Raw genomic sequence first — 26,920 nt, forward strand, 5'->3', positions numbered from 1 at the left:
GCCGGCCCGCCGGCCCGCCCGACATGAACAAGACACCCTGGCATCCCCTGATCCGCAACGACGAGCGCGAGGCGCCGGCCGAGCCGATCGACCACACCCGGCGCCATCTGGTGCGAGGGGCGCTCGCCGCCGGCGCGCTGGCCGGCCTGCCGCTGGCGGGCTGCGGCGGAAGCGGCAGCGGCGGGAGCGATGCCGCGCCAGGCGCGGTCGTCTTCAGCCACGGTGTCGCCAGCGGCGATCCGCTGAGCGACCGCGTGATCCTCTGGACCCGCGCGCTGGCGCTGGACGCCGCAGATCCGCGCGACGTGCCGCTGACCTGGGAGATCGCCAGCGATGCCGGATTCACGGCGCTGGCCGCCAGCGGCGGCGCCATCGCGCGGGCCTCGGCGGACTTCTGCGTCAAGGTCGATGCCGCCGGCCTGCAGCCGGGCACGCGCTACTGGTACCGCTTCAAGGCGGGCGCGGCGACGTCGGTGGCCGGCCGCACGAAGACGCTGCCGGCCGGCGACGTGTCGCGCGTGAAGCTGGCGGTGTTCTCCTGCTCCAACTATCCGGCGGGCTACTTCAACGTCTACGCGGAGGCCGCCAGGCGCGTCGACGCCGAGGGCTACGACGCCGCCCTGCACCTGGGGGACTACATCTACGAGTACGGCCCCGACGGGTACGCGAGCGGCGACGCGCAGTCGCTGGGGCGCGTGGTCGAGCCGACGCGGGAGACCGTCGCGCTGCAGGACTACCGCCGCCGCTACGCGCAGTACCGCTCGGATGCCGATCTGCAGGCGCTGCATGCGGCGCTGCCGATGATCGCCGTGTGGGATGACCACGAGTTCGCCAATGACGCCTGGAAGGACGGCGCGCAGAACCATCAGCCGGCCACCGAGGGCGAGTTCGCCGCCCGCAAGGCCGCCGCGGCGCAGGCCTGGCACGAGTGGCTGCCGGTGCGGGACGGCGGCGATCCGCTGACGATCTACCGCGGCTTCGACTTCGGCACGCTGCTGTCGCTGCACATGCTGGACACGCGCATGGCGGGCCGGGATCGCCAGCTCGACTATGCGGACTACCTCTCCGCCTCGGGGCCAATCGATCGCGCGCGCTTCGAGGCGGACATGGCGCGCCCCGACCGCTCCCTGCTCGGCGCGGCCCAGCAGCAATGGCTGCAAGGACGGATGCAGGCCTCGGCGGCGACCTGGCAGGTGCTGGGCCAGCAGGTGCTGATGGGCCGCATGACGATTCCCGCGCCTATCCTGCTGAACGTGCGCGTGCCCGGCAGCGGCGTGACCGTGTCGCAGTTCGCCGCGATCGCCGCCAAGGCCAAGGACGATCCGGCCAGCCTCACGCCGCAGGAGCAGGCGGTGCTGAGCGCGCCGCGCGTTCCCTACAACCTCGACGCCTGGGACGGCTACCCGGTGGCGCGCGAGCAGGTGCTCGGCGCCGCGCGCCAGCTCGACAAGAACCTGGTCGTGCTGGCGGGCGACACGCACAACGCCTGGGCGAACGAGCTGCGCGATGCGTCGGACGCGGCGGCCGGCGTGGAGTTCGCCGTGGCCTCGGTGAGTTCGCCCGGCATCGAGCGCGTGCTCACGGACGAGGATCCCCGACAGCTGGCCGCATCGCTGACGCAGCTGATCGAGCCGCTCGCCTTCGCGGACACCTCGCGGCGCGGCTACATGGTCGTCACCGCGACGCCGGCCGAGTGCCGCTGCGACTGGATCTTCGTCAGCACGGTGCTGAGCCGCGAGTACGCGGCGGCGGCGGGCCCGTCGTGGCGCACCTTGCCGGGCGCCGGCCAGCGCCGGTTGAGCCAGGCCTGAGCGGACGGGCGCATGCCGGGCGCGCGGGAAAGGGGCGGCGCTATAGTGCCCCGATCATTGGCGGCCTGACGCGGCCGCCGCAGTTTCCGGGTCGATGCCATGTCCCAGCCTCAAGACGCCGCCGCTTCCGCCTCCGCGCAGGCTCCCGATGCCTTCGATGCCGCCTTCGACGGCCACGCGCCGCCCCTGCGGCTCGCGGTGGTCGGGGCCGGTCCGGCGGGGCTCGCGCTGGCGTTGCTGGCCGCGCGCTACCTGCCTCAGGCACAGGTGAGCCTGTTCGACGCCCGCCCGCTGGAGCGCGACGTCTCCGGCGATCCGCGCACGCTGGCGCTGTCGCTGGGCAGCGTGCAGTTGCTGCAGCGGCTGCGGGTCTGGCCGGCCGCGCAGGCGCAGGCGATCCGCGAAGTCCATGTGAGCCAGGCGCCGCCGACGCTGTCGAGCGCCTGGTTCGGCCCGTCGGGCGAGCCCGAGGTCCGCATCAGCGCCGCCGAGCAGGCGGTGCCGCAACTCGGCGCGGTGCTGTCCTACGGGCAACTGGTCGCGCCGCTGCAGGCGGCCTGGCAGCAGGCGAGCGCGCGGGAGCCCCGGCGCCTGATCAGCCGCTTCGGGCAGGCGGTCGACGGCCTCAAGCAGGACCGGCCCGACGAGGTCGAGGTCGACGCCGGTATCGCCGAGCGCTTCGACCTGGTGGTGGTGGCCGAGGGCGGCGTGTTCTCTGAGCAGGCGCGCAAGGCGCTGACGCATGACTACCGCCAGAACGCCTGGGTGGGCACGGTGACCTTGCCGGCGGACAGCCCGGCGGGCGTCGCCTACGAGCGCTTCACGCGGCGCGGCCCGCTGGCGCTGCTGCCGCTGCCGGACCGCGACGGCCAGCGCCGTGCCGCGCTGATCTGGTGCCAGCCGCAGGATGAGGACGAGGTCGCCGGCCTGAGCGACGCGCAGCGGCTCACGGTGATCCAGCACCAGTTGCCGGCGCGGGTCGGCCGCCTGATGGGCATCAGTCCGCTGAAGTGTTTCCCGCTTGGCTTGAATGCCGAGCGCACGCTGGTCGAAGGCCGGCGCATCCGCATCGGCAACGCCGCGCAGACGCTGCATCCGGTGGCGGGGCAGGGCCTGAACCTCGGGCTGCGGGATGCCTTCGCGCTGGTCGAGGCGCTGCGGCGCGATCCTGGCATCGACACCGCCCTGCGGCGCGTCGAATGGCAGCGCGCGCCGGACCGCTGGGCGACGATCGTGACGACCGATTTCCTGGCCCGCAGCTTCGCGTGGCGCTGGCCGGGCCTGCCGGCGGCGCGCGGCCTGGGCCTGGCGGCGCTGCAGGCGCTGCCGCCGCTCAAGCGGGCGCTGGCCGGGCAGATGATGTTCGGCCGCCGCTGACCGATACCCACCGCTTCCCCGACGATGAGCAGTACCCCGGGCGCCGCGCCGTCCTCCGGCGCCAGCGCCCTGCACGACTACGCCGAGCCCGGCAGCGCCGCCTACCGCCGGATCGCGTTCGCGCTGTTCCTGGCGGGCTTCACGACCTTCTCGCTGCTGTACAGCGTGCAGCCGCTGCTGCCGCTGTTCGCGGCGGAGTTCAAGGTGGGCGCCGCGGCGAGCGCCTTGTCGCTGTCGCTGGCGACCGGCGCGCTGGCCTTCGCGATCCTGTGCGCGGGCGCGCTGTCGGAGAGCATGGACCGCCGGCGGCTGATGTTCGCGTCGATGGCGATGGCGGCGGTGCTGAACCTGATCGCGTCGGTGGCGCCGGGCTGGCACGCGATGCTGGCGGCGCGCGCGATCGAGGGCCTGGTGCTGGGCGGCGTGCCGGCGGTGGCGATGGCCTACCTGGCCGAGGAGATCCACCCGAAGGGCCTGGGCCGAGCGATGGGCCAGTACGTCGGCGGCACGGCCTTCGGCGGGATGATGGGCCGGGTCGGCGTGAGCCTGCTCAGCGACGCCTTCGGCTGGCGGCCGGCGCTGTTCGCCGTCAGCGTGCTGGGGTTGCTGGCGGCGGTGGGCTTCTGGTTCCTGCTGCCGCCGTCGAAGCATTTCGTGCGCCGCAGCGGCGTGAAGTTCCCGGAGCATATGGCGGCATGGCGGGGGCACCTCACGCATCCGATGCTGCCGCTGCTGTTCGCGATGGGCTTCCTGATGATGGGCATGTTCGTCGCGGTCTACAACTACGCCGGTTTCCGGCTGATGAGACCACCGTTCTCGCTGAGCCAGAGCGCGATCGGGCTGATCTTCTGCGCCTACCTGTTCGGCATCGCCGCTTCGGCGGCGGCGGGCGGGCTGTCGGACCGCTTCGGGCGCGCGCCGGCGCTGCTGTCGGGCATCGGGCTGGCGGCGGCGGGCGTGCTGCTCACGCTGCCGACCTGGCTGCCGGCGGTGATCCTGGGCATCGTGCTGCTGACGATCGGCTTCTTCGTGGCGCACTCGGTGAGCAGCGCCTGGGTGGGGGCGCTCGGCGGCAGGAACAAGGGGCATGCGGCCTCGCTGTACCTGCTGGCGTACTACATCGGCTCGAGCACGCTGGGCGCGATGGGCGGATGGTTCTGGGACCACAGCGGATGGCCGGCGCTGACGGGGTATGCGCTGGCGGTGCTGGCGGCGGCCGCGGGAGCGGCGTGGGTGCTGCGGGAGCGTCAGCGCGTGACTGCCGTTTGATGCCGGCAGCAGGCAGATAGAGGTCAGCAGCCCGGCGATCCCCCGCTTTCCGGACGATGACCTCCATTTCTCCCTGCCCGCGCACGCGCGTCCGCCCGCGCCGTTCCGCGACGAGTTCCTCGACCCCGACCCGGGCCTTCCCTCACTGCAGGCTGGCCGCTGCGCCGCCATCCAGGCACTGGGCCGGCCGCTCGACCCAAGGCGGAGTACCTGCGTGGCATGGCCGCGCTCTATGAGCTTGGCAGCACACGGACCATCGAGCGCGTGTTCCTGCGCGCCTATACGACGTCGGTCGACCGCGCCAGGACGACACGTCCACCTTGCTGACACGACGCTGAACGCCCGGATCGGGGTTTGCGAGTACGTAGTCGCATGCGTGCAAATCGATACGCTTGATGCACCATGCGCCGAGAAGGCTGACGCCGGGCGTCGCGCTGTCTGCTGTTCGTTGTGACCGACGCTCCCGGGTTGGCGTTCCGCCCCCCTTCCAGGACAAGACCATTCGGAGACACCCATGAAGTTCAGCGCGCGTTGGATGACCGCTTCCGTGCTGGCCGCCGCCAGCTTCGCCGCCCTCGCGGCCGACCCCATCAAGATCGGCGTCTCGGGCCCCTACACCGGTGGATCGTCGTCCATGGGCGTCAGCATGCGCGACGGCGTGCGATTGGCGGCCCAGGAGATCAACAAGAACGGCGGCGTCCTCGGCCGCCAGATCCAGCTGGTCGAGCGCGACGACGAAGCCAAGAACGAGCGCGGCGTCCAGATCGCCCAGGAACTGATCAACCGCGAGAAGGTCGTCGCCACCGTCGGCTTCATCAACACCGGCGTCGCCCTGGCCGCCCAGCGCTTCTACCAGGACGCCAAGATCCCGGTCATGAACAACGTGGCCACCGGCTCCGTCATCACCCAGCAGTTCAAGGACCAGCCCGACAACTACGTCTTCCGCAATGCCGCCCACGACTCCATCCAGGCGCCCATGATCGTCGAGGAGGCCGTCACCAAGCGCGGCTTCAAGAAGGTCGCGATCCTGGCCGACTCCACCAACTACGGCCAGCTCGGCCGCCAGGACCTGGAGAAGGCGCTCGAGCTCAAGGGCATCAAGCCCGTCGCGGTCGAGAAGTTCAACATCAAGGACGTCGACATGACGGCCCAGCTGCTCAAGGCCAAGGAGGCCGGCGCCGAGGCCGTGCTCACCTACGGCATCGGCCCCGAGCTCGCCCAGATCGCCAACGGCATGACCAAGCTGGGATGGAAGGTGCCGATGATCGGCAGCTGGACGCTGTCCATGGCCAACTACATCGACAACGCCGGCCCCGGCGGCGAAGGCGCGCGCATGCCGCAGACCTTCATCCAGGAACCGACCACGCCCAAGCGCCAGTCCTTCATCGTCAACTACCTCAGGACCTTCAACCCGAAGAACAGCCGCATCGACTCGCCGGTGTCGGCCGCGCAGGGCTACGACTCGATCTACCTGCTGGCCGCCGCCATCAAGCAGGCCGGCAGCACCGACGGCCCCAAGGTCAAGGCCGCGCTCGAGGACCTGAAGGCCCCCGTCGAGGGCGTGGTGACGACCTACAACAAGCCGTTCACCAAGACCGACCACGAGGCCATCACCGCCAACATCCCGGTGCTCGGCGAAGTGAAGGGCCAGCGCGTCGTCTACGCCTACGAGGCCGACTTCAAGGCCGCCTCCGAGGTCAAGGTCAAGGACGTCAACGCCAAGGGCGCCCTGAGCCAGAAGAAGTGACCCCCGCGAAACGGCCGCCCCGCGCGGCCGTTTCTTCATCCCCAGCAGTCCCGGATTCCGTATGCAGATCCTGACCCAACTGGTGTTCAGCGGCATCGCGCTCGGCATGATCTACGCGGTCATCGCCTTCGGCTACCAGCTGACCTTCTCGACCTCCGACACCCTCAACTTCGGCCAGGGCGACGCGCTGATGCTCGGCGCGCTGGTGGGCCTGACGCTCGTCGGTCATGGCGTCAACTACTGGCTCATGATCCCGCTGGTGTGCCTGTTCGGCGCGCTGCAGGGCGCCTTCGTCGAACGCATCGGCGTGCGGCCCGCCATCAAGATCAAGTCGGAGTTCGGCTGGATCATGTCCACCATCGCGCTGGGCATCATCTTCAAGAACGTGGCCGAGAACGTCTGGGGCCGCGACGACCTGAAGTTCCCCTCGCCGCTGCCCGAGGCGCCGATCAAGTTCCTCGGCGCCAACGTGCTGCCGATGGAGATCCTGGTCGTGGTGGGCGCGCTGCTGATGATGCTGGCGGTCGAGCTGTTCAACCGCCGCTCGATCTACGGCCGCGCCGTGGTCGCCACCTTCAACGACCGCGACGCCGCCAAGCTGATGGGCATCAACACGGGGCTGGTGATCACCTTCTCGTACGCGCTGTCCTCGCTGACCGCGGCCTTCGCCGGCGTGCTGATCGCGCCGCTCACGCTGACGGGCGCGACCATGGGCGCGGTGCTGGGTCTGAAGGCCTTCGCCGTGGCCATCATCGGCGGGCTGACCTCGGGGATGGGCATCATCGTCGGCGGGATCATCCTGGGCATCGCCGAGACCACCACCGGCTTCTATCTTTCCACCGGCTACAAGGACGTGCCGGGCCTGGTGCTGCTGCTGATCGTGCTGGCGCTCAAGCCGGCCGGCCTGTTCGGCAAGACCGCGATCAAGAAGGTCTGAGCCCATGACCGTCAAAGCCAAGATCGATCCGAGGAAGCTCGCCGCCGGCGCGGTGGCGATCGCCGCGCTGTTCGCCTTCCCGCTGGTGTCGGGCAACCCGTACTACATCCACCTGGTCGAGACGATCATGATCTACGCGATCGTGCTCTTCGGCCTGGACATCGTGGTGGGCTACACCGGCCAGGTCTCGCTGGGCCATGCCGGGCTGTTCGGCATCGGCGCCTACACGGCCGGCGTGCTGATCACCAAGTTCGGGCTCTGGGTGCTGCTGACGCTGCCGCTGGCGGTGGGCATCACGGCGGCCTTCGGCGCGCTGCTGGCGCTGCCGGCGCTGCGCGTGACCGGCCCCTACCTGGCGATGGTGACGCTGGCCTTCGGCACCATCATCCAGATCCTGATCAACGAGATGGACTTCCTGACCAACGGGCCCATGGGCATCACGCTCACCAAGCCCAAGCTGCTGGGCCACCAGCTCGATGAGACGGAGTTCTACTGGCTGGTCGCGGTGCTGCTGCTCGCGTCGCTGGTGTTCGTGCACCGCGTGCTGCGCTCGCACCTGGGCCGCGCCTTCGAGGCGCTGCGCGGCAGCCCGGTGGCGTCGGACTGCATGGGCGTCTCGGTCTACCGCTACAAGGTCTACGCCTTCGTGATCAGCGCCGGCCTGGCCGGCCTGGCGGGCGCGCTGTACGCCTATTCCGAGCAGTACATCTCGCCCAACACTTACAACTTCGAGCTGACGGTGCTCTTCCTGCTGGCCATCATCATGGGCGGCCGCAAGACCCGCACCGGCGCGCTGCTGGGCGCCGCGATCATCGTGCTGCTGCCCAAGCTGCTCGACGACCTGCAGCTGTTCCGCTACGTGTCGGTGGTCTTCGCGATCCTCGTGGTGGCGGTGACCGTCGTGGCGCTGCGCCGCGGCAAGGCCGGCGCGGCGCAGGCGGCGGTGCCGGTGGCCGGCAGCATCGCGCTGGCGGGGCTGTCCTTCGTGCTGGAGACGATGACCGACTGGCGGCTGTCGATCTTCGGCCTGATCACGCTCTTCGTCGTGTACTACCTGCAGGACGGCATCGTCGGCTTCGTGCGCGGCGCCCTGCACGTGAAGGCCCGGCCGGTGGGCGAGGGCGGCCCGGTGGCCGAGCGGCCGGCCGACGCGATCGCCAAGGCCAGCGGCGGCGGCGAGGTGCTGATCGACGCGCGCGGCGTGCTGATGCAGTTCGGCGGGCTGAAGGCGCTCAACAACGTCGACCTGCAGGTGCGGCGCGGCACGATCCACGGCCTGATCGGACCCAACGGCTCGGGCAAGAGCACGATGATGAACGTGCTCACCGGCATCTACGTGCCCACGGCGGGCGAGCTCAAGTTCGGCGAGCGCTCGCTGGTGGGACGGACCTCGTCGGACATCGCGCTGTCGGGCATCGCGCGGACCTTCCAGAACGTGCAGCTGTTCGGCGAGATGAGCGCGCTGCACAACGTGATGGTGGCGCTGCATCACAGCTTCGGCGCCAACCTGCTGCAGGTGGCGCTGCACTCGCCGCGCTACAACGCCGAGGACGCCCAGGCCCGCGCGCGGGCGCTGAGCCTGCTGGAGTTCGTCGGCCTGGCGGACCTGGCCCTGGAGGAGGCGCGCAACCTGCCCTACGGCAAGCAGCGGCTGCTGGAGATCGCGCGGGCGCTGGCGCTGGACCCGAAGCTGCTGCTGCTGGACGAGCCGGCCGCGGGCCTGACGGCGCCGGACATCAAGGAGCTGATGCGCATCATCGGCAAGATCCGCGATCACGGCATCACGGTGATCCTGATCGAGCACCACATGGACGTGGTGATGGGCATCTGCGACACGGTGTCGGTGCTGGACTTCGGCCAGAAGATCGCCGAGGGCCAGCCCGCGCAGGTGCAGGCCGATCCCAAGGTGATCGAGGCCTACCTCGGCGGCCAGGCGGCCTGAGCGCGGAGCGGAACACGACATGCTGAAGATCGATCAACTGCATGCCGGCTACGGCAAGGTCGAGGTGCTGCACGGCATCACCGTGGAGGTGCCCAAGGGCCGCGTGGTGACGCTGATCGGCTCCAACGGGGCCGGCAAGACGACGACGATGCGCGCAGTGTCCGGGATGATCGCGCCGAGCGCCGGCGAGATCACGCTGAACGGAAAGCGCATCGACGGCCTGGAGTCGTATCACATCGCGCGGCTGGGGCTGGCGCATTCGCCGGAGGGGCGGCGCGTCTTCGCGACGATGAGCGTCACCGACAACCTGCGGCTGGGCGCCTTCCCGCGCTACACCGGCGCGCGGCCCAAGGGCGACGTGGAGGCCGACCTCGAGAAGGCGATGGAACTCTTCCCGCGCCTGAAGGAGCGGCGCCAGCAGCTGGCGGGCACGCTCTCGGGCGGCGAGCAGCAGATGCTGGCGATGGCGCGCGCGACCATGCTCAACCCGGAGGTCGTGCTGCTGGACGAGCCCTCGATGGGGCTGGCGCCGATCCTGGTGGACGAGGTGTTCCGCATCATCGAGCGGCTCAAGGGGCAGGGCGTGACGATGCTGCTGGTGGAGCAGTTCGCCGCGGCCGCGCTGGCGGTGGCGGACTACGGCTACGTGCTGGAGAACGGGCGCATCTCGCTGCATGGTCCGGCCGGGAAGCTGCGCACCGATCCGGCGGTGAAGGCCGCGTATCTGGGCGGCGGGCATTGAGCCCGCGGACCACTTCGATCAGGTAGCCCGCCACTTCGACCAGTCGGAATCGGCCTCGCATCGACCGCGAACGCACAGGTGCGCCGCGGACGACGCCTGCCTAGAGTGCAGGCATCGCCCGCTGGGCTTCATGCAATCGAGGTGCGCCGATGACGAACGACCCGACCCGTGAGCCGGATCTCCCGCCGGTCCAGGCGTGGAAGAACCAGGGCCTCTATCCGTTCGACCGCGATCCGCTGACGGCGGTCGAGGTGCTGGAGCGCCAGCTGTTCGATCAGGTGGCCTGGCATCTGTCGCGCTTCCACCCGGTGTTCCGGACGCTGTCGCCGGAGGCGATGGCCCTGCAGTTCCGGGTGTTGCGACAGGCCGCCGAATGCGGCCCGGAGGAACTGCAATTGCTGCTGGCCGAGGTGCTCAACCTGCCGGTCGAGGAGCGGCAGATGATGGCGGAGCTTCTCAAGGATGTGTCGTTGTCGTCGGTGATCCGCGAGTCGCACGTGGTCACGCAGCGGCTCCAGTTGCTCGATGGCTTGGAGACGCTCCTGTTTGACAAGCAGCTCCAGCCGCATGTGAAGGAGCGCGGCGAATTGCATCCCATCGTCGCGCGCAACCCATGGCTCTTCGGCGACGAGTTCGCGCTCTCCGTCGACAACCGCTCGCTCACCGAGGTGTTGCGCAAGCATCAGAAGATGCTGGGGAGCGAGGTCCAGATCGACCAGCCGTTCGATGTCCCGAAGCAGAAGCTGGCCATCATCGACCTCATGTTCTCTCGCGCGACGCGGCGCCACCAGCCGTCGACGCTGGAACATCTGGTGGTGGAGCTCAAGGCGCCACGCGTGCGGATTTCCGAGGATGAGATCGATCAGATCAACCGTTACGCCAAGCGCGTCTCCCGGGACGAGCGCTTTCGCGCCGTCGAAGTCAAGTGGTCCTTCTGGCTGGTGGGCCGGGAACTCGCGAGGGGCGCGCGCGAGCATGCGGAGCTCGAAAGGGAGGTGCATCTTCCGTACAACTTCTCGGTCCGGGTGACGACGTGGGCCGAGCTGATCGACGAGAACCGCGCCCGGCTGCAGTTCCTGCAGGAGAGCCTGGACTACAAGGCCAGCCGTCAGGCGGGGCTGAAGCATCTGCAGCGCCGCTACCCCGACTGTCTGGGCGACGTGGTCCAGCGCGCGCAGGAGCCGCGGGCTCCCTATGCGCGCGCCGGCTGAGGACGATCAGACGAACATTCCGCCCGAGGCCTCCACGCGCTGCGCGTTGATCCAGTGACTGTCATCCGACAGCAGCGACGCGACGACCGGACCGATGTCATCCGGCAGCCCGGCGCGTCCGAGCGCCGTCACCGAGGCCACCATCTGATTCACCGCCTCGTTGTCGCGCACCGCGCCGCCGCCGAAGTCGGTCTCGATGGCGCCGGGGGCCAGCGTGTTCACGCGGATGCCGCGGGCGCCGAACTCCTTGGCCATGTAGCGGCTGAGCACCTCGATGCCGCCCTTCATCGTCGCGTAGGCGCCGTAGCCGGGCAGCGCGAAGCGCGCCAGGCCGCTGGACACGTTCAGCACGCTGCCGCCATCGTTGATCAGCGGCAGCAGCGTCTGGGTCAGGAAGAACGGTCCCTTCAGGTGCACGCGCATCAGTTCGTCGAACTGCGCTTCGGTGGTGTCGGCCAGCGGCCCGTGCACGCCGATGCCGGCGTTGTTGACCAGGTGGTCGATGCGCTCGCGTTGCCAGTGCTGCCGCAGCGTCGTCTTCAGCGCCTGCGCGAAGGCCGGGAAGGTCGCGCTGTCGCCGACGTCGAGCGGCAAGGCCGCCGCGCGGCCGCCCAGGCGCTCGATCTCGTCGATCACCGCCTGCGCCTCGTCCTGGCGGCTGCGGAAGGTGACGATGCTGTCGATGCCGCGGCGCGCCAGATGGAGCGCGGCATTGCGGCCCAGGCCGCGGCTGCCGCCGGTGATCAGCGCGATCTTGCGCGGCGAGGTGCTGGAAGCGGGAGTCGTGGTCGTCGTCATGGTGAGCTCCTGTGAGCGGTTGGGATCGGATGCAGGAACTTTATTGATCGAGACTTGACGTATAAATGGCCCTGAAGCGATTTGACCGTTCGTTCAGGATGAACAAATGAGCGACTCCTCCTCTCCCTTGGCGGGCCCGCCGCCGCCGTCGATCGAGACGCTGCAGGTCTTCGTCCGCGTCGCGGAACTGGCCAGCTTCACGCAGGCGGCGCAGAGCCTGGGGCTGCCCAAGGCGAGCGCCTCCACCGCGGTGCAGCGGCTGGAGGCCAGCCTGGGCACGCGGCTGTTCCACCGCACGACGCGGCGGGTGCAGCTGACGCAGGACGGCCAGGCCTGCTACGAGCGCTGCAAGGACCTGCTCGCCGACCTGGACGACATGCAGACGATGTTCCAGCCGGCGGCCAGCGGGCTGCGGGGCCGGCTGCGGGCGGACATGCCGATGCGGGTGGCGCATGACGTGGTCGTGCCGCGGCTGCCCGAGTTCCTCGCCGCGCATCCGGGTCTGGAGGTCGAGCTCAGCAGCACGGACCGGCGTGTCGACCTCGTCCGCGAGGGGTTCGACTGCGTGCTGCGGGTCGGGCCGCTGAGCGATTCCAGCCTCGTGGCGCGGCCGCTGGGCGCGATGGAGATGGTGAACCTCGCGAGCGCCGGCTACGTGGCCGCCTTCGGCATGCCGGCGTCGCTGGAGGATCTCGCGCATCACCGGCTGGTCCAGTACGTGACGACGCTGGGTCAGCGCTGCCCGGGCTTCGAGTGGCGCGACGACACCGGCACGGCGCGCTTCGTGCCGATGCCCGGCGCGCTGACGGTCAGCGACTCGGGCTCGTACACGGCCGCCTGCCTGGCGGGGCTGGGGATCATCCAGGTGCCGCGCCACGGGCTGGAGGCGGAGGTGCTCGACGGCCGTCTCGTGGAGGTGCTGCCGGCATGGCGCGCGGCGCCGATGCCGGTGCACCTGCTGTACGCGCACCGGCGCCAGCTGCCGCGGCGGGTGCAGGCCTTCATGCAATGGCTGACGGCGCTGCTGGCGCCGCGGCTGTTGCCGCTATCCTCTGCATCCTCGGCCCCGTCCTCCTGAACCGCCTTGCGCTCCGAATCCGTCTTGGACCCCTTCGCCGTCTCCCATCAAGCCCTCGCCGCGCTGAACGCCGGCGATGCCGCCGCCGCGCAGCCGGCTGGCGAGGAATGGCTGCTGATGGCGCTCGAGCAGGGCGACGAGGCGCAGCAGGCGCGGGCGCAGCTGCTGCTGGCGCGCTGCGAGCGCGCGCTGCACCGGCCGGGCGACGCCAGGGGCCGCAGCGAGCAGGCGGCGCGGCTATTCCGCCAGCAGGGCGATGCCGGCGGGGAGGCGGGCGCGCTGTCGGTGCTCGCGCACAGCGCGTCGCTGGCGGGACATCACGAGGAGGCCATCGAGGCGGCGCTGCTCGGTCTGCGCCTGGCGCAGCAGCGCGGCGATGGCGCCGCGCTGGTGGTGGCGCTGCAGGACCTGGGCGCCTGCCACGTGTGGGCGCGCAATTTCGACAAGGCGGCCGAGGTGCTGCGCCAGGCGGCCGACGCGGCCAATGCCTGCAAGCCGCGGCTGAGCCCGCTGACCGCCTGCCTGTGGCTGGCGATGGGCACGCTGCTGGCCTTCGCGGGCGAGCGCGAACAGCGCGGCCAGCTGCCGCCGCTGGGGCCGCTGGAAGGGCACCTGATCAACGCGCGGCACCTGCTGGCGGAAGGCGATGCGGAGTCGCAGTGCTGGTGGACGCTGATGCAGACGATGGCGCAGATCTGGAAGGGCGCGTCGGCGTTCGCGCAACCGGAGCTGCAGCAGGCGCTGGCGCAGTTGCCGGAGCAGGACCGTCACTGGCTGGCCGCGCTGGCGGGCTGGGTGCAGGCGGAACTGGCGTGGGCGCGCCGGCTGTGGCCGCAGGCGCGGCGCGCGGCGGCGCAGCTGGTGACGCAGGCGGACGCGGTCCAGCATGAGCCGCTCGCGCAGCTGGGCGAACTGATCGCGAGCCAGATCGAGGAACAGCAAGGGCAGCCGCAGCGCGCGCTGCAGCGGATGCGGGCGCTGCGCGAGCGCGAGGCGCGGGTGCGGATCGCCAGCCTCGCGAGCCGCGAGGCGACGGTGCAATGGCAGCTCGAGGCGCGCCGCAGCGAGCGCGACCGGGCGCAGCTCGCGGACGAGGCGCAGCGGCTGGAGAAGCTGTCGATGGAGGATCCGCTGACGGGCCTGGCGAACCGGCGCAGCTTCGAGGCGCATGCGCGGGCGCAGCTGGCGCACGGCGGCGTGGTGAGCCTGGCGCTGATCGACGTCGACCACTTCAAGCAGGTCAACGACCGGCACTCGCACCTGGTCGGCGATCAGGTGCTGAGCCAGATCGCGCGGCTGATGCGGCAGCACGTGCGGGAGCACGATGTCGCGGCGCGGCTGGCGGGTGACGAGTTCGTGCTGCTGCTGCGCGGGGCGACGGAGGAGGTCGCGCAGCAGGCCTGCCTGCGCCTGGACGAGGCGGTGCGGCGGCATGACTGGAACGCGGTGTCGCAGGGGCTGGGCGTGAGCATCAGCATCGGCGCGGCGCAGCGGGAGGAGGGTGACACGCTGGAGACGCTGATGGCGCGCAGTGATGCCGCGATGTACGCGTCCAAGCGGGAGCGCAAGGGCAGCGCGATGGCGGACGCCTGGCTCACCGACGAGAGCGAAGGCGAGGGCGATTCGCCGGATTGAGGCGGCTTGACGGCCGGGATGGCCGTGGTGATTGGCGGTGCGGCGGGGACGCGAAAAGAAACGCAAGAACTTGCGTGTCCATTCCGCCGAAAAAGCGCCGTGAGTGAAAGTCGACCCACTCGAACCGAGCCAAGAATGATTGCTTCCGTTGCACCTGCCTGTGAGGAGGCTTCATGCATTCATTCCTCGACGATTTCCACGTCGACTCCCATCGACTCGATGCGCCGCCAGCGATGGTCGTCGCCCGGGACCAAAGTCCGCCGCGACCGCTTTCCAAGGGCGCGCTGCGTCATATCGCGTTTCTCCGAGAACTCATCCGGCAACGCGACGCCGGCCTGATGGCGCCTTGGCCGGAAGAAGCGAGTGATCCTGAAAAATGGCACGGATCTGGCCGGCCCGCGCCAGACTTCCCCGAGCGCCTGCTCGCCCTGTATGCCAAGAACCCCGATCTCCTCGACCCGATGCCGGGCGGAGCGGACGTCGCGGCCTGGATGCGGGAGGCACGCGGTGGTTCCTGTGGTGATTGACGCAAGCGTGGCTCTGGCATGGGCAATCCCAGAAGACGAGAAGGAGGTCGATCGGGCCTATTGCGAGCGAGTGGCAGAGACGGTGCTACGGGGCGAGGCGCGATTCATTGCGCCGTACGTCATCACGGTGGAATGCGCCTATCAACTGCTCAAGCGCGGACGGGCCGCGAAATGGCGGGCGCATCGATTCGTTGCGCGAGCGGAGGCGATCGAGATCTACAACATCCAGGTCAGGCCCAAGCGGCCCCCGCTGACGGAACATGTAGAACTTGGGCTTGGATTCCACGCGCAGGGATTCGACACGCTCTATCTCGACCTGGCGCTCGAGACCGGCGCTTCATTGGCCACTCTCGACAAAGGTATGAAAGCCGCGGCCACCCGGGCCGGCATCCCCTTGTTCTGAGCCCGCAGGGGCCTCAGTGCCCCTGCTCCCTCGCCCGCTTGAGCAGCAGCTCCTTCTCGCGCTCGTTCGCGGTCATCGCGGCGGCACGTTCGAATTCCTCTTTCGCCTCGGCATTGCGGCCGAGCTTGGCCAGCAGATCCGCGCGCACGCTGGGCAGCCAGTGGTACTGCTTCAGCGCCGGCTCGTCCATCAGCCGGTCGACGATCTCCAATCCCACCGCCGGACCGAACGCCATCGACAACGCCACCGCGCGGTTCAGCTCCACCACCGGCGACGGCTGCCGGATCGCCAGCGCCTCGTAGAGCGCCGCGATGCGCGTCCATTCGGTGTCCTCGGCGCGTCGCGCCCGCGCATGGCAGGCCGCGATCGCGGCCTGCAGCGCGTACGGCCCCAGGCCCTGTCCGTCGTCCGCTTCCATCGCCAGCCGGTCCGCCGCCTCCAGCGCGGCCAGGCCGCGCTCGATCGACGCCGCGTCCCACTGCGTCCGGTCCTGCTCCAGCAGCAGCACGGCCTGTCCCTGCGCGTCGATCCGCGCCGCCGCCCGCGAGGACTGCAGCTCCATCAGCGCCAGCAGTCCATGCACCTCGCCCTCGCGCGGGGCCAGCCGCACCAGCATGCGCGCCAGCCGCAAGGCCTCGTCGCAGAGGTCCTGCCGGATCCAGCGCTCGCCGCTGGTGGCCGCGTAGCCCTCGTTGAAGATCAGGTAGAGCACCTCCAGCACCGCCGCGAGCCGCTCCGTCAGCGCCTCGCCGCGCGGCAGCTCGAAGGGCACCTGCGCGTCGCCGAGCGTGCGCTTGGCGCGGACCAGCCGCTGCGCCACCGTCGGCTCCGACTGCAGGCAGGCCCGCGCGATTTCCGCGGTCGTCAAGCCGGCGACCATCTTCAGCGTCAGCGCCACGCGGGCCTCCAGGCTCAGCACCGGATGGCAGGCGCAGAACATCAGCCGCAGCACGTCGTCGCCGATCTCGCGCGCGGCGCGATCGTCGTCGAGGTGGTCGACGAAGTCCGGCACGATCATGGCCTCGCGCGCGTCGAGCTCATGCCCGAGCTGCTCCAGCTTGTCGCCGCTGAGCTTGACGTGCCGCAACCGGTCCAGCGCCCGGTGCTTGGCCGTCGTCATCAGCCAGGCGGCCGGCTTGTCCGGCAGGCCCTGCGTGGGCCAGGTCTCCAGCGCCGCGACCAGCGCGTCCTGCGCCAGCTCCTCGGCCAGCGGCACGTCGCGCGTCAGCCGCGACAGGGCGCCGATGATCTTGGCCGACTCCTGCCGCCAGACGGTCGTGATCGCGCGATGGGTGTCCTGGTTCATGCGCGCGATCGTACGGCCTCGTGCGGCCGCGCGTCGCGCCGGCGCTCAGGCGCCCGGGAACTGGCTGATGTCCATGTACATCAGCTCCCACATGTGGCCGTCCGGGTCCGCGTAGGCCTGCGAGTACATGAAGCCCATGTCCTGCGGTTCGCGCGGCACGGTGCCGCCCGCGGCCACGGCCTTCCCGATCAGCGCGTCCACCTCGGCCCGGCTCTCGCAGGACAGGCAGGTCAGCACCTCGGTCGTCGCGTGCGCGTCGGAGATCTTGCGCGGCGTGAAGGTCTGGAAGAACTCCTCGACCAGCAGCATCGCGTAGATGTCCTCGGAGATCACCATCGAGAGCGCCTGCTCGTTGGAGAACTGCGGATTGAACTCGTAGCCCATGGCCGCGTAGAAGCGCTTGCTGCGCTCGACGTCCTTGACGGGCAGGTTCACGAAGATCTTCTGGTGTCGCATGTCGGATGTCCTGAATGGGAGTGAAGTCGTCGAGCCCGTGCTGGCTGGTGGGTGGTCGCATCGTGCCCTCCTGGTCGCGGCGCTCCAGGTCCGGAGCGTCCACACCAGCACGACGCGCGGGCGCGGCGGCTTTCGACAGGCCGCGGCACGGGCAGCGAAAAAAACTTCAGCGGATCAGGCGTTCGACTCGGCGTAGCACGGGATCATCGAGCGGACCTCGACGGTGCACCACTCGGCGGCCGGGCATTCGCGGGCGATGGCCAGGGCCTCCTCGCGGCTGTCGACCTTCAGCCAGAAGAAGCCGCCGACCATCTCCTTGGCCTCGGCGAAGGGGCCGTCGAGGGTGGTCAGCCGGCCGTCGCGCTTGCTGACGCGGGTCGAGCCGTTGACCGACTGCAGCGACTGCGCGGTGTGCAGCAGGCCCTGCGCCATCAGCTGGTCGGCATAGGCGGTCATGCGGGCATAGGCCTCGCGGCCCTCCTCGGGCGTGCGGGCCTCGCGTTGGCCGACGGGTTCGTTGATCAGCAGGACGTAGCTCATGAGGATCTCCGGTGCGATGCGGGGGAACCGCCGTCAAGCGGCCGACAAGCGGGCTATTGGACACCACACGACCAAGCCCCTGCCAAAGGTCAGGGCTGGCCGCCCGGGGGATGGCAGTAGAGCGGCTCCCCCTTCTTACCCCCTCGCCCGCTGGCGGCAGAGGTGCAAGAAAAGCGCTAGCCGGTATTACCCCCTCGCCCCTTCGGGGAGAGGGAGGGGAGAGGGGACTCGTGCCACAGCGCTGCTGCCCGTCGAAGCGCCCCCTCTCCCCCGCCCTCTCCCCCAAAGGGGGCGAGGGAGTTGATACGCCCGTCGATCCATCGGCCGCGCTGTCGATCCGTCGTTTCCCCGTGCGGCCGGGCCGAGGCGGCTCCCTACACTGCGCCGCATGACTCCTGCCCCGTCCCGTCCCCTCTGGCGCGATGCCCGGCGCCTGCGCGCCTCCTGGCATGCCTGGCTCAGCAACGAGGTCCAGCCCAGCGGACCGGGATGGCTGCAATGGGTCTGGACGCTCGCCTTCTGCGCCGTGCTGGCCGTCGGCTTCACCCTGCTGGGGTTGGTCATGAACTTCCAGACCGTCGACTGGCTCTCCCCGCGCGTCTGGGCCTGGTGGTATGGCAAGAACCTCACCGTGTGCCTGACCATCGGCGTGGTCATCCAGATCCTCTTTGCGATCCTCACGCCGCTGCTCGGCGGCCGCGCCCGCGTGCGCCACTGGGAGGGCTGGCGCCGCACGCTGTTCTTCTCCGGCGTGCCGATCCTGGGAACCGTGATCGGATGGCTGCCCGGGATGTGGCTCGCGGGACTGACCGCCTGGGTGCGGCTGGACCTGTCGCAGGGCGGCAAGATCATCGGCATCACCTCGCTGCTGTCGCTGGGCGTCACCGTGGTGCTGCACTACTGGTTCGCCTCCAGGAACCGCCAGCTCAAGGCCGAGCGCCGCGCCACCGAGGCCCAGCTGCGCCTGCTGCAAGGCCAGATCGAGCCCCACTTCCTGTTCAACACGCTGGCCAACGTCCATTCGTTGATCGACTACGACGCGCCCAAGGCCAAGGAGATGCTGGGCGCCTTCACCGCCTACCTGCGCGCCTCGCTAGGCGGGCTGCGGCGCGAGACCGGCCCGCTCGAGGACGAGCTCGCGTTGGCCGCGGCCTACCTGACGGTGCTGCAGACGCGGATGGAAGACCGGCTGCGTTTCGAGATCCAGGCCTCGGCCGAGGCCCGCGCCGTGCCGCTGCCCCCGATGCTGCTGCAGCCGCTGGTGGAGAACGCGGTGCATCACGGCCTGGAGCCGAAGATCGAAGGCGGCACCGTGAGCGTGGACGCGGCGCTGCGCGACGGCTTCCTGGTCGTCGAGGTGCGTGATGATGGCGTCGGCCCGGGCGTGTCGCGCCGCGCCGGCAATGGCATCGCGCTGTCCAACATCCGCGAGCGCCTGATGGCGCAGTACGGTGACCGCGCCACCCTGACCGTCGAGCCGGCGGAGCCGGGCTGCCGCGCCACGCTGCGCGTGCCGCTCGACGCCTGAACTCTCCGCTTCCCGATTTCCCTTTCCCTTTCCCTTTCCCTTTCCCTTTCCCATTCCCTGTGCCCCGTGCCCCAACGACCATGACCGCACTCACTGCCCTCATCGCCGACGACGAACCCCACCTGGCCCGCGCCCTCGCCGCGCAGCTGGCCGCGGTCTGGCCGGAACTCGAGATCGTCCATGTCGCCCGCAACGGCTCCGAGGCGGCCGAGCGCATCGCGGCGCTGCGGCCGGACCTGGCCTTCCTCGACATCCAGATGCCCGGACTGACCGGGCTGGAAGTCGCCGAGGGCATCGAGGGCCCGACGCGGGTCGTCTTCGTCACCGCCTACGACCAGTACGCGGTGCAGGCCTTCGAGCGCGAGGCGATCGACTACGTGCTCAAGCCGGTCGAGGCGGAGCGCCTGGGCCGCACCGTCGAGCGCGTCCGGCGCGCGCTGGCCAAGCGGGACGAGGACGCGGGCGCGGGCATCGACGCGCGGCTGCTCGCGGCGCTGCGGGCCCTGCACGGGCCGGCGGGCGGCGAGGCCAAGGCATCCGGGCCGCTGCGCTGGGTGCGCGCGACGCAGGGCGACCTGATGCATCAGGTGCCGGTGGACGAGGTGCTGTTCTTCCGCGCCGACGACAAGTACACCTGCGTGCAGACCGCCTCGGCCGAGTACCTGATTCGCACGCCCATCCAGGAGCTGGCCGCGCAGCTCGACGGCGAGCGCTTCTGGCAGGTGCACCGCTCGACGATCGTGAACCTCGACCACGTGGCCGGCACGCGCCGCGATGAACTGAGCCGGCTGTTCGTCCGCGTGCGCGGACACGACAACGAGCTGCCGGTGAGCCGCGCGTACGTGCATCTGTTCAAGGCGATGTGAACGGCGGTTCCGTCACGAGGCCGGCCTACACTGCCGGCCTCATGCAGCTCGATCCCCGCTCGATCACCGTCATGACCGCGCTGATGGCGGCGGTCCTGGGCGCGGTGCTGCTCGGCGTGCGGCGCAACTATCCGCCGACCATCCAGGGCCTGCTGCCCTGGGCGCTGGCGCCGATGAGCTGCGCGCTGGCCGCCGGCGTCTACGCGATGCAGGGCCTGATGCCCGATGCCATCGTCGCGCAGAGCGGCAACGCGCTGCTGCTCGGGGGCTGCGGCCTGTTCTATGTCGGCTCGCAGCGCTTCTTCGGGCGGCGCGTCACCTGGCGGCTGTGGGGCGGCATCGCGCTGCTGAGCCTGGCCGTGCTGACCTGGTTCCTGATCCACCCCGACTACCGCGTCCGCGTGGTCGTGTTCACCGGCACGATGACGGCCTGCGTGATCGCGCATGCGCGGCTGGTCCTGCGCGACGGCCGCGGCTTCGCGGCCCGGCTCATCGCCGGCACGCTGCTGCTGCAGGCCGCGGTGCTGATCGCGCGCGGCCTGGCGGCCTTCTGGGTGGATGGCGCGGCCTCGTCGCGCTTCGCCATGACGACGGTGCAGACGGCCTACATCGCGAGCTACGGCTTCAGCGTGCTGCTGCTGAGCGTGGGCGTGCTGCTGATGGCCAGCGAGCGCGTGCGCGAGGAGTTCGAGCTGCTTGCCACGCGCGACGCGCTCACCGGCGCGCTGACGCGCCGCGCGGTGCTGCAGGCCGGCGGCGAGGAGTTCGACCGCTGGCGCCGCTACGAACAGCCGCTGTCGCTGCTGCTGCTCGACATCGACCACTTCAAGCAGGTCAACGACCGCCACGGCCACCAGACCGGCGATCGCGTGCTGGCCGAGGCGGTCGCCGTGATGCGGGAGCAGCTGCGGGCGACGGACCGGCTCGGCCGCTATGGCGGCGAGGAGTTCGTGATCCTGCTGCCGTCGACCGGCCCGGAGGCGGCGCGCGCCTCGGCGGAGCGGGTGCGGGAGGCGCTCGCGGCGCATCCGCCGGCGCCAGGCATCCCGCCGTGCTCGGCGAGCCTGGGCGTGGCCTGGACGCAGCCCGGCGACGCGAGCCTGGACGCGCTGCTCGCGCGCGCCGACGCGGCGCTCTACCGCGCCAAGGCCAACGGCCGCAACCGCGTGGAGTGACGGCGGTTCAGCTCACTTGAAGAACCAGTAGCCGACGAGGATCGCGCCCACCAGGCCGACCACGTCGGCCAGCAGTCCGCAGGTCAGCGCGTAGCGGGTCTTCTTGATGTTGACGCTGCCGAAGTAGACGGCCAGCACGTAGAAGGTGGTCTCGGTCGAGCCCTGGATGATCGCGGCCAGCTTGCCCTCGAAGCTGTCCACGCCATAGGTCTTGAGCACGTCCACCATCAGCCCGCGCGCGCCGCTGCCCGACAGCGTCTTCATCAGCCCGACCGGCAGCGCCGGCACGAAGTCGGTCGGCAGGCCCAGCGCGGCGACGCCGGCGGCGATGCCCTTGACGACGAACTCCATGCAGCCGGTCGTGCGGAACACCGAGATGGCCACCAGGATCGCGATCAGGTACGGGATGATCTGCACCGCGACGCCGAAACCCTCCTTGGCGCCCTCGACGAAGGCCTCGTAGACGTTGATCCGGCGCCAGGCGCCGACGGCGATGAACATCACGATGATGCTCAGGATCACGCCGCTGCCCAGCAGCCCGATGTACTGCGACATCACCTCCGGCGGATAGCTGTGCAGCCAGGCGAAGACGCCGCCCATGATCGCGATGAAGCCGCCGACGAAGACCAGCACCGGCGCGCTCAGCAGCCTGATGCGCTGCACCCAGGCCACCGCCACCAGCCCCGACATGAACGAGATGAAGGTGGCGATCAGCGTGGGCAGGAAGATGTCCGCCGCGTTGAAACCGACCAAGCCCTGGTCCACCGCCATCGCCTGGCGGATCGCGATCACCGAGGTCGGGATCAGCGTGATGCCGGCGGTGTTCAGCACCAGGAACATGATCATCGCGTTGGACGCGGTGTCCTTGCGCGGATTGAGCTCCTGCAGCTCCTTCATCGCCTTGAGCCCCAGCGGCGTGGCGGCGTTGTCCAGGCCGAGCATGTTGGCCGAGAAGTTCATCACCATCGAGCCGCCGGCCGGATGGCCGCGCGGCACCTCCGGGAAGATGCGCGCGAAGAACGGCCCCATCGCCCGCGCGAACAGCTGGATCACGCCGGCGTTCTCCCCCACCTTCATCAGGCCCAGCCACAGGCTCATCACGCCGACCAGGCCGAGCGAGATGTCGAAGCCGGTCTTGGCGGTGTCGAAGATGCCGGTCAGCACCTGCGTGAAGATGGTCAGGTCGCCCTGGACGAGCCGCGCCAGCGCGACCGCGAAGCCGATCAGGAAGAACCCGATCCAGATGAAGTTCAGCACCATGGGCGCGCATTATTCCGGCGCCGCGCGCGCCGGGCCGCGGCCACCCCGGATTGCGGGCATCACCTTGTGGGCAGCGCCCATAACCCGCGGCGGCGGCCGGCGCGCGGCTCAGCCTTCCTCGAGGAAGCGCTCCCGCACCTCGAGCACCTGCGGCAGCGCCTCGATGAAGCGCTCGACCAGCGCCGGATCGAAATGCCGCCCGGCCTGCGCGCGCAGGTGCTCGACGGCTTTCTCCACCGGCCAGGCCTGCTTGTACGGCCGCACGCTGGTGAGCGCGTCGAACACGTCGGCGATGGCCACGATGCGGGCCTCCACCGGGATCGCCTCGCCGGCCAGTCCCTCCGGATAGCCGCTGCCATCCCACTTCTCGTGGTGCGCCAGCGCGATGCGCCGCGCCATGCCCAGCAGTCCCGTCGTCTGAGCGCCCAGGATCTCGGCGCCGATGGCCGGATGGCGGCGCATCACCATCCACTCCGCCTCCGTCAGCGGACCGGGCTTCTGCAGGATCGCGTCCGGGATGCCCAGCTTGCCCACGTCGTGCATCGGCGCGGCGTGCAGCAGGTCGTCGGCGTCGTGGTCGCTCCAGCCGGCCGCCAGCGCCAGCAGCTGCGCGTAGTGGCTCATCCGCACCACGTGCCAGCCGGTCTCGTTGTCCTTGTATTCGGCCGCGCGGCCCAGCCGCTGCACGATCTCCAGCCGCGTCTCGCGCAGCTCGTCGGCGCGCACCAGCGACAGGTGCGTGCGCACCCGCGCCCGCACCACCGGCGGGCTCAGCGGCTTGGCGATGTAGTCCACCGCGCCGGCCTCCAGGCCCTCGGTCTCGTCGCGCGTGTCGGTCAGCGCCGTCACGAAGATCACCGGCGTGCGCCGCGTCGCCGGCTGCGACTTCAGCACGCGGCAGACATCCAGCCCGCTCATGCCCGGCATCATGATGTCGAGCAGGATCAGCTGCGGCGATTCGGTCCGCGCCAGCTCCAGCGCCTTCTGCCCGTCGCGCGCGAACAGCAGCCGGTAATCGTCCTGCAGCACATGGCGCAGCACCTGCAGGTTGGCCGGCTCGTCATCGACGAGCAGCAGGCGGGGGCGGCGATCGGCCATCATCAGCGGGGCTCCGGCGCGCCCGCGGGCGCGCCCAGGAAGGTGCGCAGCGACTGCAGCAGGAGCAGCGCGGCATCGAAGTCGAAGTCGTCGAGCGCGCGCACCAGCGGCGCGAGGCGATCGGCGCCCAGGGCCGCGCGCAGGGCGGCGAGCGATTCGTCATCGAGCTCGCTGCGCTTGAGCGCCGCGGCGAGCCGGTCGATCAGCAGCTTCTTCGCGCGCCGGTCCGCGGCCACGCCGGCGGCCTCGGCCGGCAGGGCCGATTCCGTCGTCATCGTCATCGCCATGGGCGCGCTCGCGGCGAAGCCGGCGGGGCCGCCGTCCAGCTCGCCGATCGCGTCCAGCGTGTCCTGCAGCGCCAGCGCCAGCGTGTCGATCAGCGCCGTCAGCGCCTCCTCGCGGCCGAGCCGCAGCGCGGCTTCGACCGGCTGCGCCGCGCCCAGCAGCCGCGGCATCGCGAGGCTGCCCGCCACGCCGCGCCAGCGGTGCACCAGACCGCGCATCTCGATCCATTGCCGGGCCTGCATCAGGTGATGCAGGCGCTCGACGCCGTCGCGCTGCTCCTCGGCGAAGCGGCGCAGGCCGCGCTGCCAGGCCGTGACGCTGCCCCACAGCCGCAGGCCCTGCTGCCAGTCGAGCGCGCCGGCCGCGAGGCCCGAGGCGCTCGCCTGCGCCGCGTGCCGCGTCGCCGGCACCGGACCCGCCGCGGCCGCCGATCGGCCCGGCGTGAGGCCCAGCACGCGGGCGATCTCGGCGAACAGCCGCGCCGGCTCCACCGGCTTGACCGCGAAGCCGTCCATGCCGGCGGCCAGCGCGGCCTGGCGGTCCTCCTCCAGCACGCTGGCGGTCAGCGCGACGACCGGCGTGTGGCCGCGGCCCTGCGCCTGCTCGAAGTTGCGGATGCGGCGCGTCGCGCCCAGGCCGTCCAGCCCGGGCATGTGGACGTCCATCAGCACCGCGTCGAAGCGCTCGTCCGAGAAGCGCTTGAGCGCCTGCAGGCCGTCCGACGCGAGCGTGACCTGATGGCCCTCGCGGCTCAGGATCAGCTGCAGCAGCTCGCCGTTCTGCGCGACGTCGTCGGCCACCAGCAGCCGCAGCGGCGGCAGCGCCACGGCGGTCTCGGCCGCTTCCGATGCGGCCAGCGACGCGTCGCCGGGCGGCAGCGGCAGCCGGACATGGAAGGTGCTGCCCTGGCCCAGCGCGCTCTCGACGGTGATGCGCCCGCCCATGCGCTCGACCAGTTGGCGCGAGATCGTCGTGCCCAGCCCGGTGCCGCCGAAGCGGCGGGTGGTCGAGGCGTCCGCCTGCGCGAAGGCGTCGAAGATGCGGTCCAGCCGGTCGGCCGCGATGCCGATGCCGGTGTCGATCACCGCCAGGTGGATGTGGCCGCCGTCCTGCCGCATGCGCAGCGTGACCTGGCCGTGCTCGGTGAACTTGATCGCATTGCCGACCAGGTTCAGCAGCACCTGCTGCACGCGCAGCGGATCACCCTTGAAGAAGCGCGGCTCGGCGTCCGGATAGTCCAGCCGCAGCCCGAGGTTCTTGCGCTGCGCCAGCAGCCGCAGCGAGTTCAGCGCCTGCTCGCACACGGTGCGCAGCGAGAAGTCGACCAGCTCCAGCTCCATCGCGCCCTTGTCGAGCTTGGCGGTGTCCAGGATGTCGTTGAGCAGCGCCAGCAGCGAGCGCGCCGAGCCGCGCACCGTCGTCAGGTGGCGCCGCTGCGCCTCGGTCAGCGTGGTGTCGAGCAGCAGCTCGGTGAAGCCCAGGATCGCGTTCATCGGCGTGCGGATCTCGTGGCTCATGTTGGCCAGGAAGGCGCTCTTGGCCGCGGCCGCCGATTCGGCCCGCTCCTTGGCCTCCTCGAGCTGGCGCTGCAGCCGCTTGGGCTCGGTGATGTCCAGGATGACGCCATCGATCCACTGCGGCGCGCCCCGCGCGTCGCGCACCGCGCGGCCGCGCTCGGAGACCCAGCGCTCGCCGGCCTCGCGGGTGTGGACGCGGTACTCGATCGCATAGGGCGCGTCGGCGGCCACCGCCGTTTCGACCGCGGCGTTCACCCGCGCCTGGTCGTGGCGATGGATCAGCGCGGCGAAGTGCTGGCGGCCGGCCAGGAAGTCGGCGGCGGTCCAGCCGGTGAGTTCCTCGACGGCATCGTTGATCAGCAGCATCGACCAGTCGTCGTCGAGACGGCAGCGGAAGGTCACGCCCGGGCTGTTGGCGATGACGGTGCGGTACTTGGTCTCGCTGTCGCGCAGCGCCTGCTCCATCAGCAGCATGCGCTGGCGCTCCTCGAGCAGCTCGCCATTGAGCCGGCGCAGCGCCAGCAGGCCGTTGGCGCCGGCGGTGATCGCGCTGATCGCCAGCGCCATCACCGTCACGGCGAGCGCCAGCCAGCCGGCGTTCTCGATGCTCGTATTGCAAGGGCCGTCGGCCAGGCCGGCGAAGCGCGCCGCGCCCATCGCCGTGTAATGCATGCCGGCGATCGCGCACCCCATCACCAGCCCGCCCAGCGCGATGGCCCAGGGATGGCTGAGCCGGCCGGCCAGGCCGAAGCGGATCCACAGCGCCAGCATCGCCAGCAGCACCGCCACCACGATGGAGGCGGCGAACCACGCCGGGTCGTAGCGCAGCGCGATGGACATCGTCATCGCCGCCATGCCGGTGTAATGCATCGCGCCGATGCCGGCCCCGACGAGCGCGCCGCCCAGCACCAGCCGCCATGCCCCCAGCCGGTGGCGCGCCAGCAGCGCCAGCGCGACCCAGGACGCGATCAGCGCCGGGACCATGGAGAGCGCGGTGACGCCGGCGTCGAAGCCGACCTGCGCGCAGAGCTGGAAGGCCAGCATGCCGATGAAGTGCATCGCCCAGATGCCGCCGCCCAGCGCCAGGGCGCCGGTGGCGAGGATGGACTGGCGGCGCCAGCCGGTGGCCGGCTTGGCCATGCCCGCGACCTGCAGCGCCAGCGCCGAGGTCAGCGAGGCCACGGCGAGCGAGAGCAGCACCAGCGGCCAGTCGTAGCGGCCGGTCAGCAGCAGCGTGGGATCGCCGTCCCGGAGGAGGAAGTACTGCGGCAGGAGCGCGGAAAGCTCGGACACGAAGGGCAGGGCAGCGGAAGGGGGCACCCATGGTGCCGCGAAGCGCGCGGTCGCTGGCGGCACAAATGCGCGGCTTGGCGGGCCGGAATGCAAGCGCCCCTCGATCGAGGGGCGCTGTG

22 protein-coding genes are annotated in these 26,920 nt (G+C 70.6%); 15 read left to right on the plus strand and 7 right to left on the minus strand.

Going from position 1 to position 26,920, the window contains the following annotated elements:
• The first annotated feature begins 23 nt into the window (after positions 1–23).
• The 8 genes from ACEN96_RS04585 to ACEN96_RS04620 all read left to right on the plus strand — a co-directional run bounded on the left by ACEN96_RS04585 (position 24) and on the right by ACEN96_RS04620 (position 11,036).
• Positions 24–1,811 carry an alkaline phosphatase D family protein gene (locus ACEN96_RS04585; protein ID WP_495586878.1) on the plus strand — a complete coding sequence of 596 codons (1,788 nt, stop codon included), beginning with the start codon at positions 24–26 and terminating at the stop codon, positions 1,809–1,811.
• Between the two features lie 99 nt (positions 1,812–1,910).
• Positions 1,911–3,188, plus strand: coding sequence for an FAD-dependent monooxygenase (locus ACEN96_RS04590; RefSeq protein ID WP_495586879.1), 1,278 nt, complete (start codon positions 1,911–1,913; stop codon positions 3,186–3,188).
• A 24-nt stretch (positions 3,189–3,212) separates the two neighbouring features.
• On the plus strand, positions 3,213–4,457 hold the full coding sequence (locus tag ACEN96_RS04595; protein ID WP_495586880.1) for an MFS transporter: 1,245 nt from the start codon (positions 3,213–3,215) through the stop codon (positions 4,455–4,457).
• Positions 4,458–4,971: 514 nt separating this feature from the next.
• Positions 4,972–6,204: an ABC transporter substrate-binding protein gene (locus ACEN96_RS04600; RefSeq protein ID WP_495586881.1), complete on the plus strand. Its 1,233-nt coding sequence runs from the start codon at positions 4,972–4,974 to the stop codon at positions 6,202–6,204.
• Between the two features lie 61 nt (positions 6,205–6,265).
• Positions 6,266–7,141: a branched-chain amino acid ABC transporter permease gene (locus tag ACEN96_RS04605; RefSeq protein WP_343604333.1), complete on the plus strand. Its 876-nt coding sequence runs from the start codon at positions 6,266–6,268 to the stop codon at positions 7,139–7,141.
• Between the two features lie 22 nt (positions 7,142–7,163).
• The gene (locus tag ACEN96_RS04610; RefSeq protein ID WP_495588546.1) at positions 7,164–9,083 is read left to right on the plus strand and encodes a branched-chain amino acid ABC transporter ATP-binding protein/permease; all 1,920 of its coding nucleotides are present in this window, start codon (positions 7,164–7,166) and stop codon (positions 9,081–9,083) included.
• A 19-nt stretch (positions 9,084–9,102) separates the two neighbouring features.
• Positions 9,103–9,825 carry an ABC transporter ATP-binding protein gene (locus ACEN96_RS04615; protein WP_495586882.1) on the plus strand — a complete coding sequence of 241 codons (723 nt, stop codon included), beginning with the start codon at positions 9,103–9,105 and terminating at the stop codon, positions 9,823–9,825.
• A 149-nt stretch (positions 9,826–9,974) separates the two neighbouring features.
• Positions 9,975–11,036: a histidine kinase gene (locus ACEN96_RS04620; RefSeq protein ID WP_495586883.1), complete on the plus strand. Its 1,062-nt coding sequence runs from the start codon at positions 9,975–9,977 to the stop codon at positions 11,034–11,036.
• Between the two features lie 6 nt (positions 11,037–11,042).
• Here the strand turns inward: ACEN96_RS04620 and ACEN96_RS04625 are convergent, their stop codons facing one another.
• Positions 11,043–11,834 carry an SDR family NAD(P)-dependent oxidoreductase gene (locus ACEN96_RS04625; protein WP_495586884.1) on the minus strand — a complete coding sequence of 264 codons (792 nt, stop codon included), beginning with the start codon at positions 11,832–11,834 and terminating at the stop codon, positions 11,043–11,045.
• 106 nt (positions 11,835–11,940) lie between these two features.
• On the opposite strand from ACEN96_RS04625, the gene ACEN96_RS04630 reads away from it, so the two are divergent.
• From ACEN96_RS04630 to ACEN96_RS04645, 4 genes are all read left to right on the plus strand, one after another.
• On the plus strand, positions 11,941–12,912 hold the full coding sequence (locus ACEN96_RS04630; protein ID WP_495586885.1) for a LysR family transcriptional regulator: 972 nt from the start codon (positions 11,941–11,943) through the stop codon (positions 12,910–12,912).
• A 24-nt stretch (positions 12,913–12,936) separates the two neighbouring features.
• On the plus strand, positions 12,937–14,547 hold the full coding sequence (locus tag ACEN96_RS04635) for a diguanylate cyclase (protein ID WP_495586886.1): 1,611 nt from the start codon (positions 12,937–12,939) through the stop codon (positions 14,545–14,547).
• Between the two features lie 173 nt (positions 14,548–14,720).
• Positions 14,721–15,074 (plus strand): hypothetical protein, encoded by a 354-nt coding sequence (locus ACEN96_RS04640; protein ID WP_495586887.1) that lies wholly within the window; start codon positions 14,721–14,723, stop codon positions 15,072–15,074.
• Entirely contained in the window at positions 15,067–15,477 is a 411-nt protein-coding gene (locus tag ACEN96_RS04645; protein WP_495586888.1) for a type II toxin-antitoxin system VapC family toxin, read from the plus strand. The genes ACEN96_RS04640 and ACEN96_RS04645 overlap by 8 nt, the downstream gene beginning before the upstream one ends.
• A gap of 13 nt (positions 15,478–15,490) precedes the next feature.
• Here ACEN96_RS04645 and ACEN96_RS04650 read toward each other — a convergent pair whose 3' ends face one another.
• From ACEN96_RS04650 to ACEN96_RS04660, 3 genes are all read right to left on the minus strand, one after another.
• Complete coding sequence (locus ACEN96_RS04650; RefSeq protein ID WP_495586889.1) at positions 15,491–16,783, minus strand: RNA polymerase sigma factor; 1,293 nt, start codon at positions 16,781–16,783, stop codon at positions 15,491–15,493.
• A gap of 45 nt (positions 16,784–16,828) precedes the next feature.
• Entirely contained in the window at positions 16,829–17,239 is a 411-nt protein-coding gene (locus tag ACEN96_RS04655; RefSeq protein ID WP_495586890.1) for a VOC family protein, read from the minus strand.
• Positions 17,240–17,413: 174 nt separating this feature from the next.
• Positions 17,414–17,779: a YciI family protein gene (locus ACEN96_RS04660; protein WP_495586891.1), complete on the minus strand. Its 366-nt coding sequence runs from the start codon at positions 17,777–17,779 to the stop codon at positions 17,414–17,416.
• Between the two features lie 388 nt (positions 17,780–18,167).
• On the opposite strand from ACEN96_RS04660, the gene ACEN96_RS04665 reads away from it, so the two are divergent.
• The 3 genes from ACEN96_RS04665 (at position 18,168) to ACEN96_RS04675 (ending at position 21,348) form a co-directional block, all read left to right on the plus strand.
• On the plus strand, positions 18,168–19,307 hold the full coding sequence (locus tag ACEN96_RS04665; protein ID WP_495586892.1) for a sensor histidine kinase: 1,140 nt from the start codon (positions 18,168–18,170) through the stop codon (positions 19,305–19,307).
• An 80-nt stretch (positions 19,308–19,387) separates the two neighbouring features.
• The gene (locus ACEN96_RS04670; RefSeq protein WP_495586893.1) at positions 19,388–20,173 is read left to right on the plus strand and encodes a LytR/AlgR family response regulator transcription factor; all 786 of its coding nucleotides are present in this window, start codon (positions 19,388–19,390) and stop codon (positions 20,171–20,173) included.
• 41 nt (positions 20,174–20,214) lie between these two features.
• A complete protein-coding gene (locus tag ACEN96_RS04675; RefSeq protein ID WP_495586894.1) occupies positions 20,215–21,348 on the plus strand; it encodes a GGDEF domain-containing protein in 1,134 nt (377 codons plus the stop codon).
• A gap of 12 nt (positions 21,349–21,360) precedes the next feature.
• On the opposite strand, the gene ACEN96_RS04680 is transcribed toward ACEN96_RS04675, so the two are convergent.
• The 3 genes from ACEN96_RS04680 to ACEN96_RS04690 form a co-directional block, all read right to left on the minus strand.
• Complete coding sequence (locus ACEN96_RS04680) at positions 21,361–22,608, minus strand: nucleoside recognition domain-containing protein (RefSeq protein WP_495586895.1); 1,248 nt, start codon at positions 22,606–22,608, stop codon at positions 21,361–21,363.
• A 108-nt stretch (positions 22,609–22,716) separates the two neighbouring features.
• Entirely contained in the window at positions 22,717–23,709 is a 993-nt protein-coding gene (locus ACEN96_RS04685) for an HD-GYP domain-containing protein (RefSeq protein ID WP_495586896.1), read from the minus strand.
• Complete coding sequence (locus ACEN96_RS04690; protein ID WP_495586897.1) at positions 23,709–26,801, minus strand: MHYT domain-containing protein; 3,093 nt, start codon at positions 26,799–26,801, stop codon at positions 23,709–23,711. Before ACEN96_RS04690 ends, ACEN96_RS04685 begins: the two co-directional genes overlap by 1 nt.
• Between the last annotated feature and the right edge of the window lie 119 nt (positions 26,802–26,920).

This window comes from Roseateles sp. Mitsp63, assembly GCF_059491535.1.

Bases quoted from the DNA above. Each gene is read 5' to 3' on its own strand.
- ACEN96_RS04585 (WP_495586878.1), top strand. From the start codon at position 24: ATGAACAAGACACCCTGGCATCCCCTGATCCGCAACGACGAGCGCGAG.
- ACEN96_RS04590 (WP_495586879.1), top strand. From the start codon at position 1,911: ATGTCCCAGCCTCAAGACGCCGCCGCTTCCGCCTCCGCGCAGGCTCCC.
- ACEN96_RS04595 (WP_495586880.1), top strand. From the start codon at position 3,213: ATGAGCAGTACCCCGGGCGCCGCGCCGTCCTCCGGCGCCAGCGCCCTG.
- ACEN96_RS04600 (WP_495586881.1), top strand. From the start codon at position 4,972: ATGAAGTTCAGCGCGCGTTGGATGACCGCTTCCGTGCTGGCCGCCGCC.
- ACEN96_RS04605 (WP_343604333.1), top strand. From the start codon at position 6,266: ATGCAGATCCTGACCCAACTGGTGTTCAGCGGCATCGCGCTCGGCATG.
- ACEN96_RS04615 (WP_495586882.1), top strand. From the start codon at position 9,103: ATGCTGAAGATCGATCAACTGCATGCCGGCTACGGCAAGGTCGAGGTG.
- ACEN96_RS04620 (WP_495586883.1), top strand. From the start codon at position 9,975: ATGACGAACGACCCGACCCGTGAGCCGGATCTCCCGCCGGTCCAGGCG.
- ACEN96_RS04625 (WP_495586884.1), bottom strand. From the start codon at position 11,834: ATGACGACGACCACGACTCCCGCTTCCAGCACCTCGCCGCGCAAGATC.
- ACEN96_RS04630 (WP_495586885.1), top strand. From the start codon at position 11,941: ATGAGCGACTCCTCCTCTCCCTTGGCGGGCCCGCCGCCGCCGTCGATC.
- ACEN96_RS04640 (WP_495586887.1), top strand. From the start codon at position 14,721: ATGCATTCATTCCTCGACGATTTCCACGTCGACTCCCATCGACTCGAT.
- ACEN96_RS04650 (WP_495586889.1), bottom strand. From the start codon at position 16,783: ATGAACCAGGACACCCATCGCGCGATCACGACCGTCTGGCGGCAGGAG.
- ACEN96_RS04655 (WP_495586890.1), bottom strand. From the start codon at position 17,239: ATGCGACACCAGAAGATCTTCGTGAACCTGCCCGTCAAGGACGTCGAG.
- ACEN96_RS04660 (WP_495586891.1), bottom strand. From the start codon at position 17,779: ATGAGCTACGTCCTGCTGATCAACGAACCCGTCGGCCAACGCGAGGCC.
- ACEN96_RS04665 (WP_495586892.1), top strand. From the start codon at position 18,168: ATGACTCCTGCCCCGTCCCGTCCCCTCTGGCGCGATGCCCGGCGCCTG.
- ACEN96_RS04670 (WP_495586893.1), top strand. From the start codon at position 19,388: ATGACCGCACTCACTGCCCTCATCGCCGACGACGAACCCCACCTGGCC.
- ACEN96_RS04675 (WP_495586894.1), top strand. From the start codon at position 20,215: ATGCAGCTCGATCCCCGCTCGATCACCGTCATGACCGCGCTGATGGCG.
- ACEN96_RS04680 (WP_495586895.1), bottom strand. From the start codon at position 22,608: ATGGTGCTGAACTTCATCTGGATCGGGTTCTTCCTGATCGGCTTCGCG.
- ACEN96_RS04685 (WP_495586896.1), bottom strand. From the start codon at position 23,709: ATGATGGCCGATCGCCGCCCCCGCCTGCTGCTCGTCGATGACGAGCCG.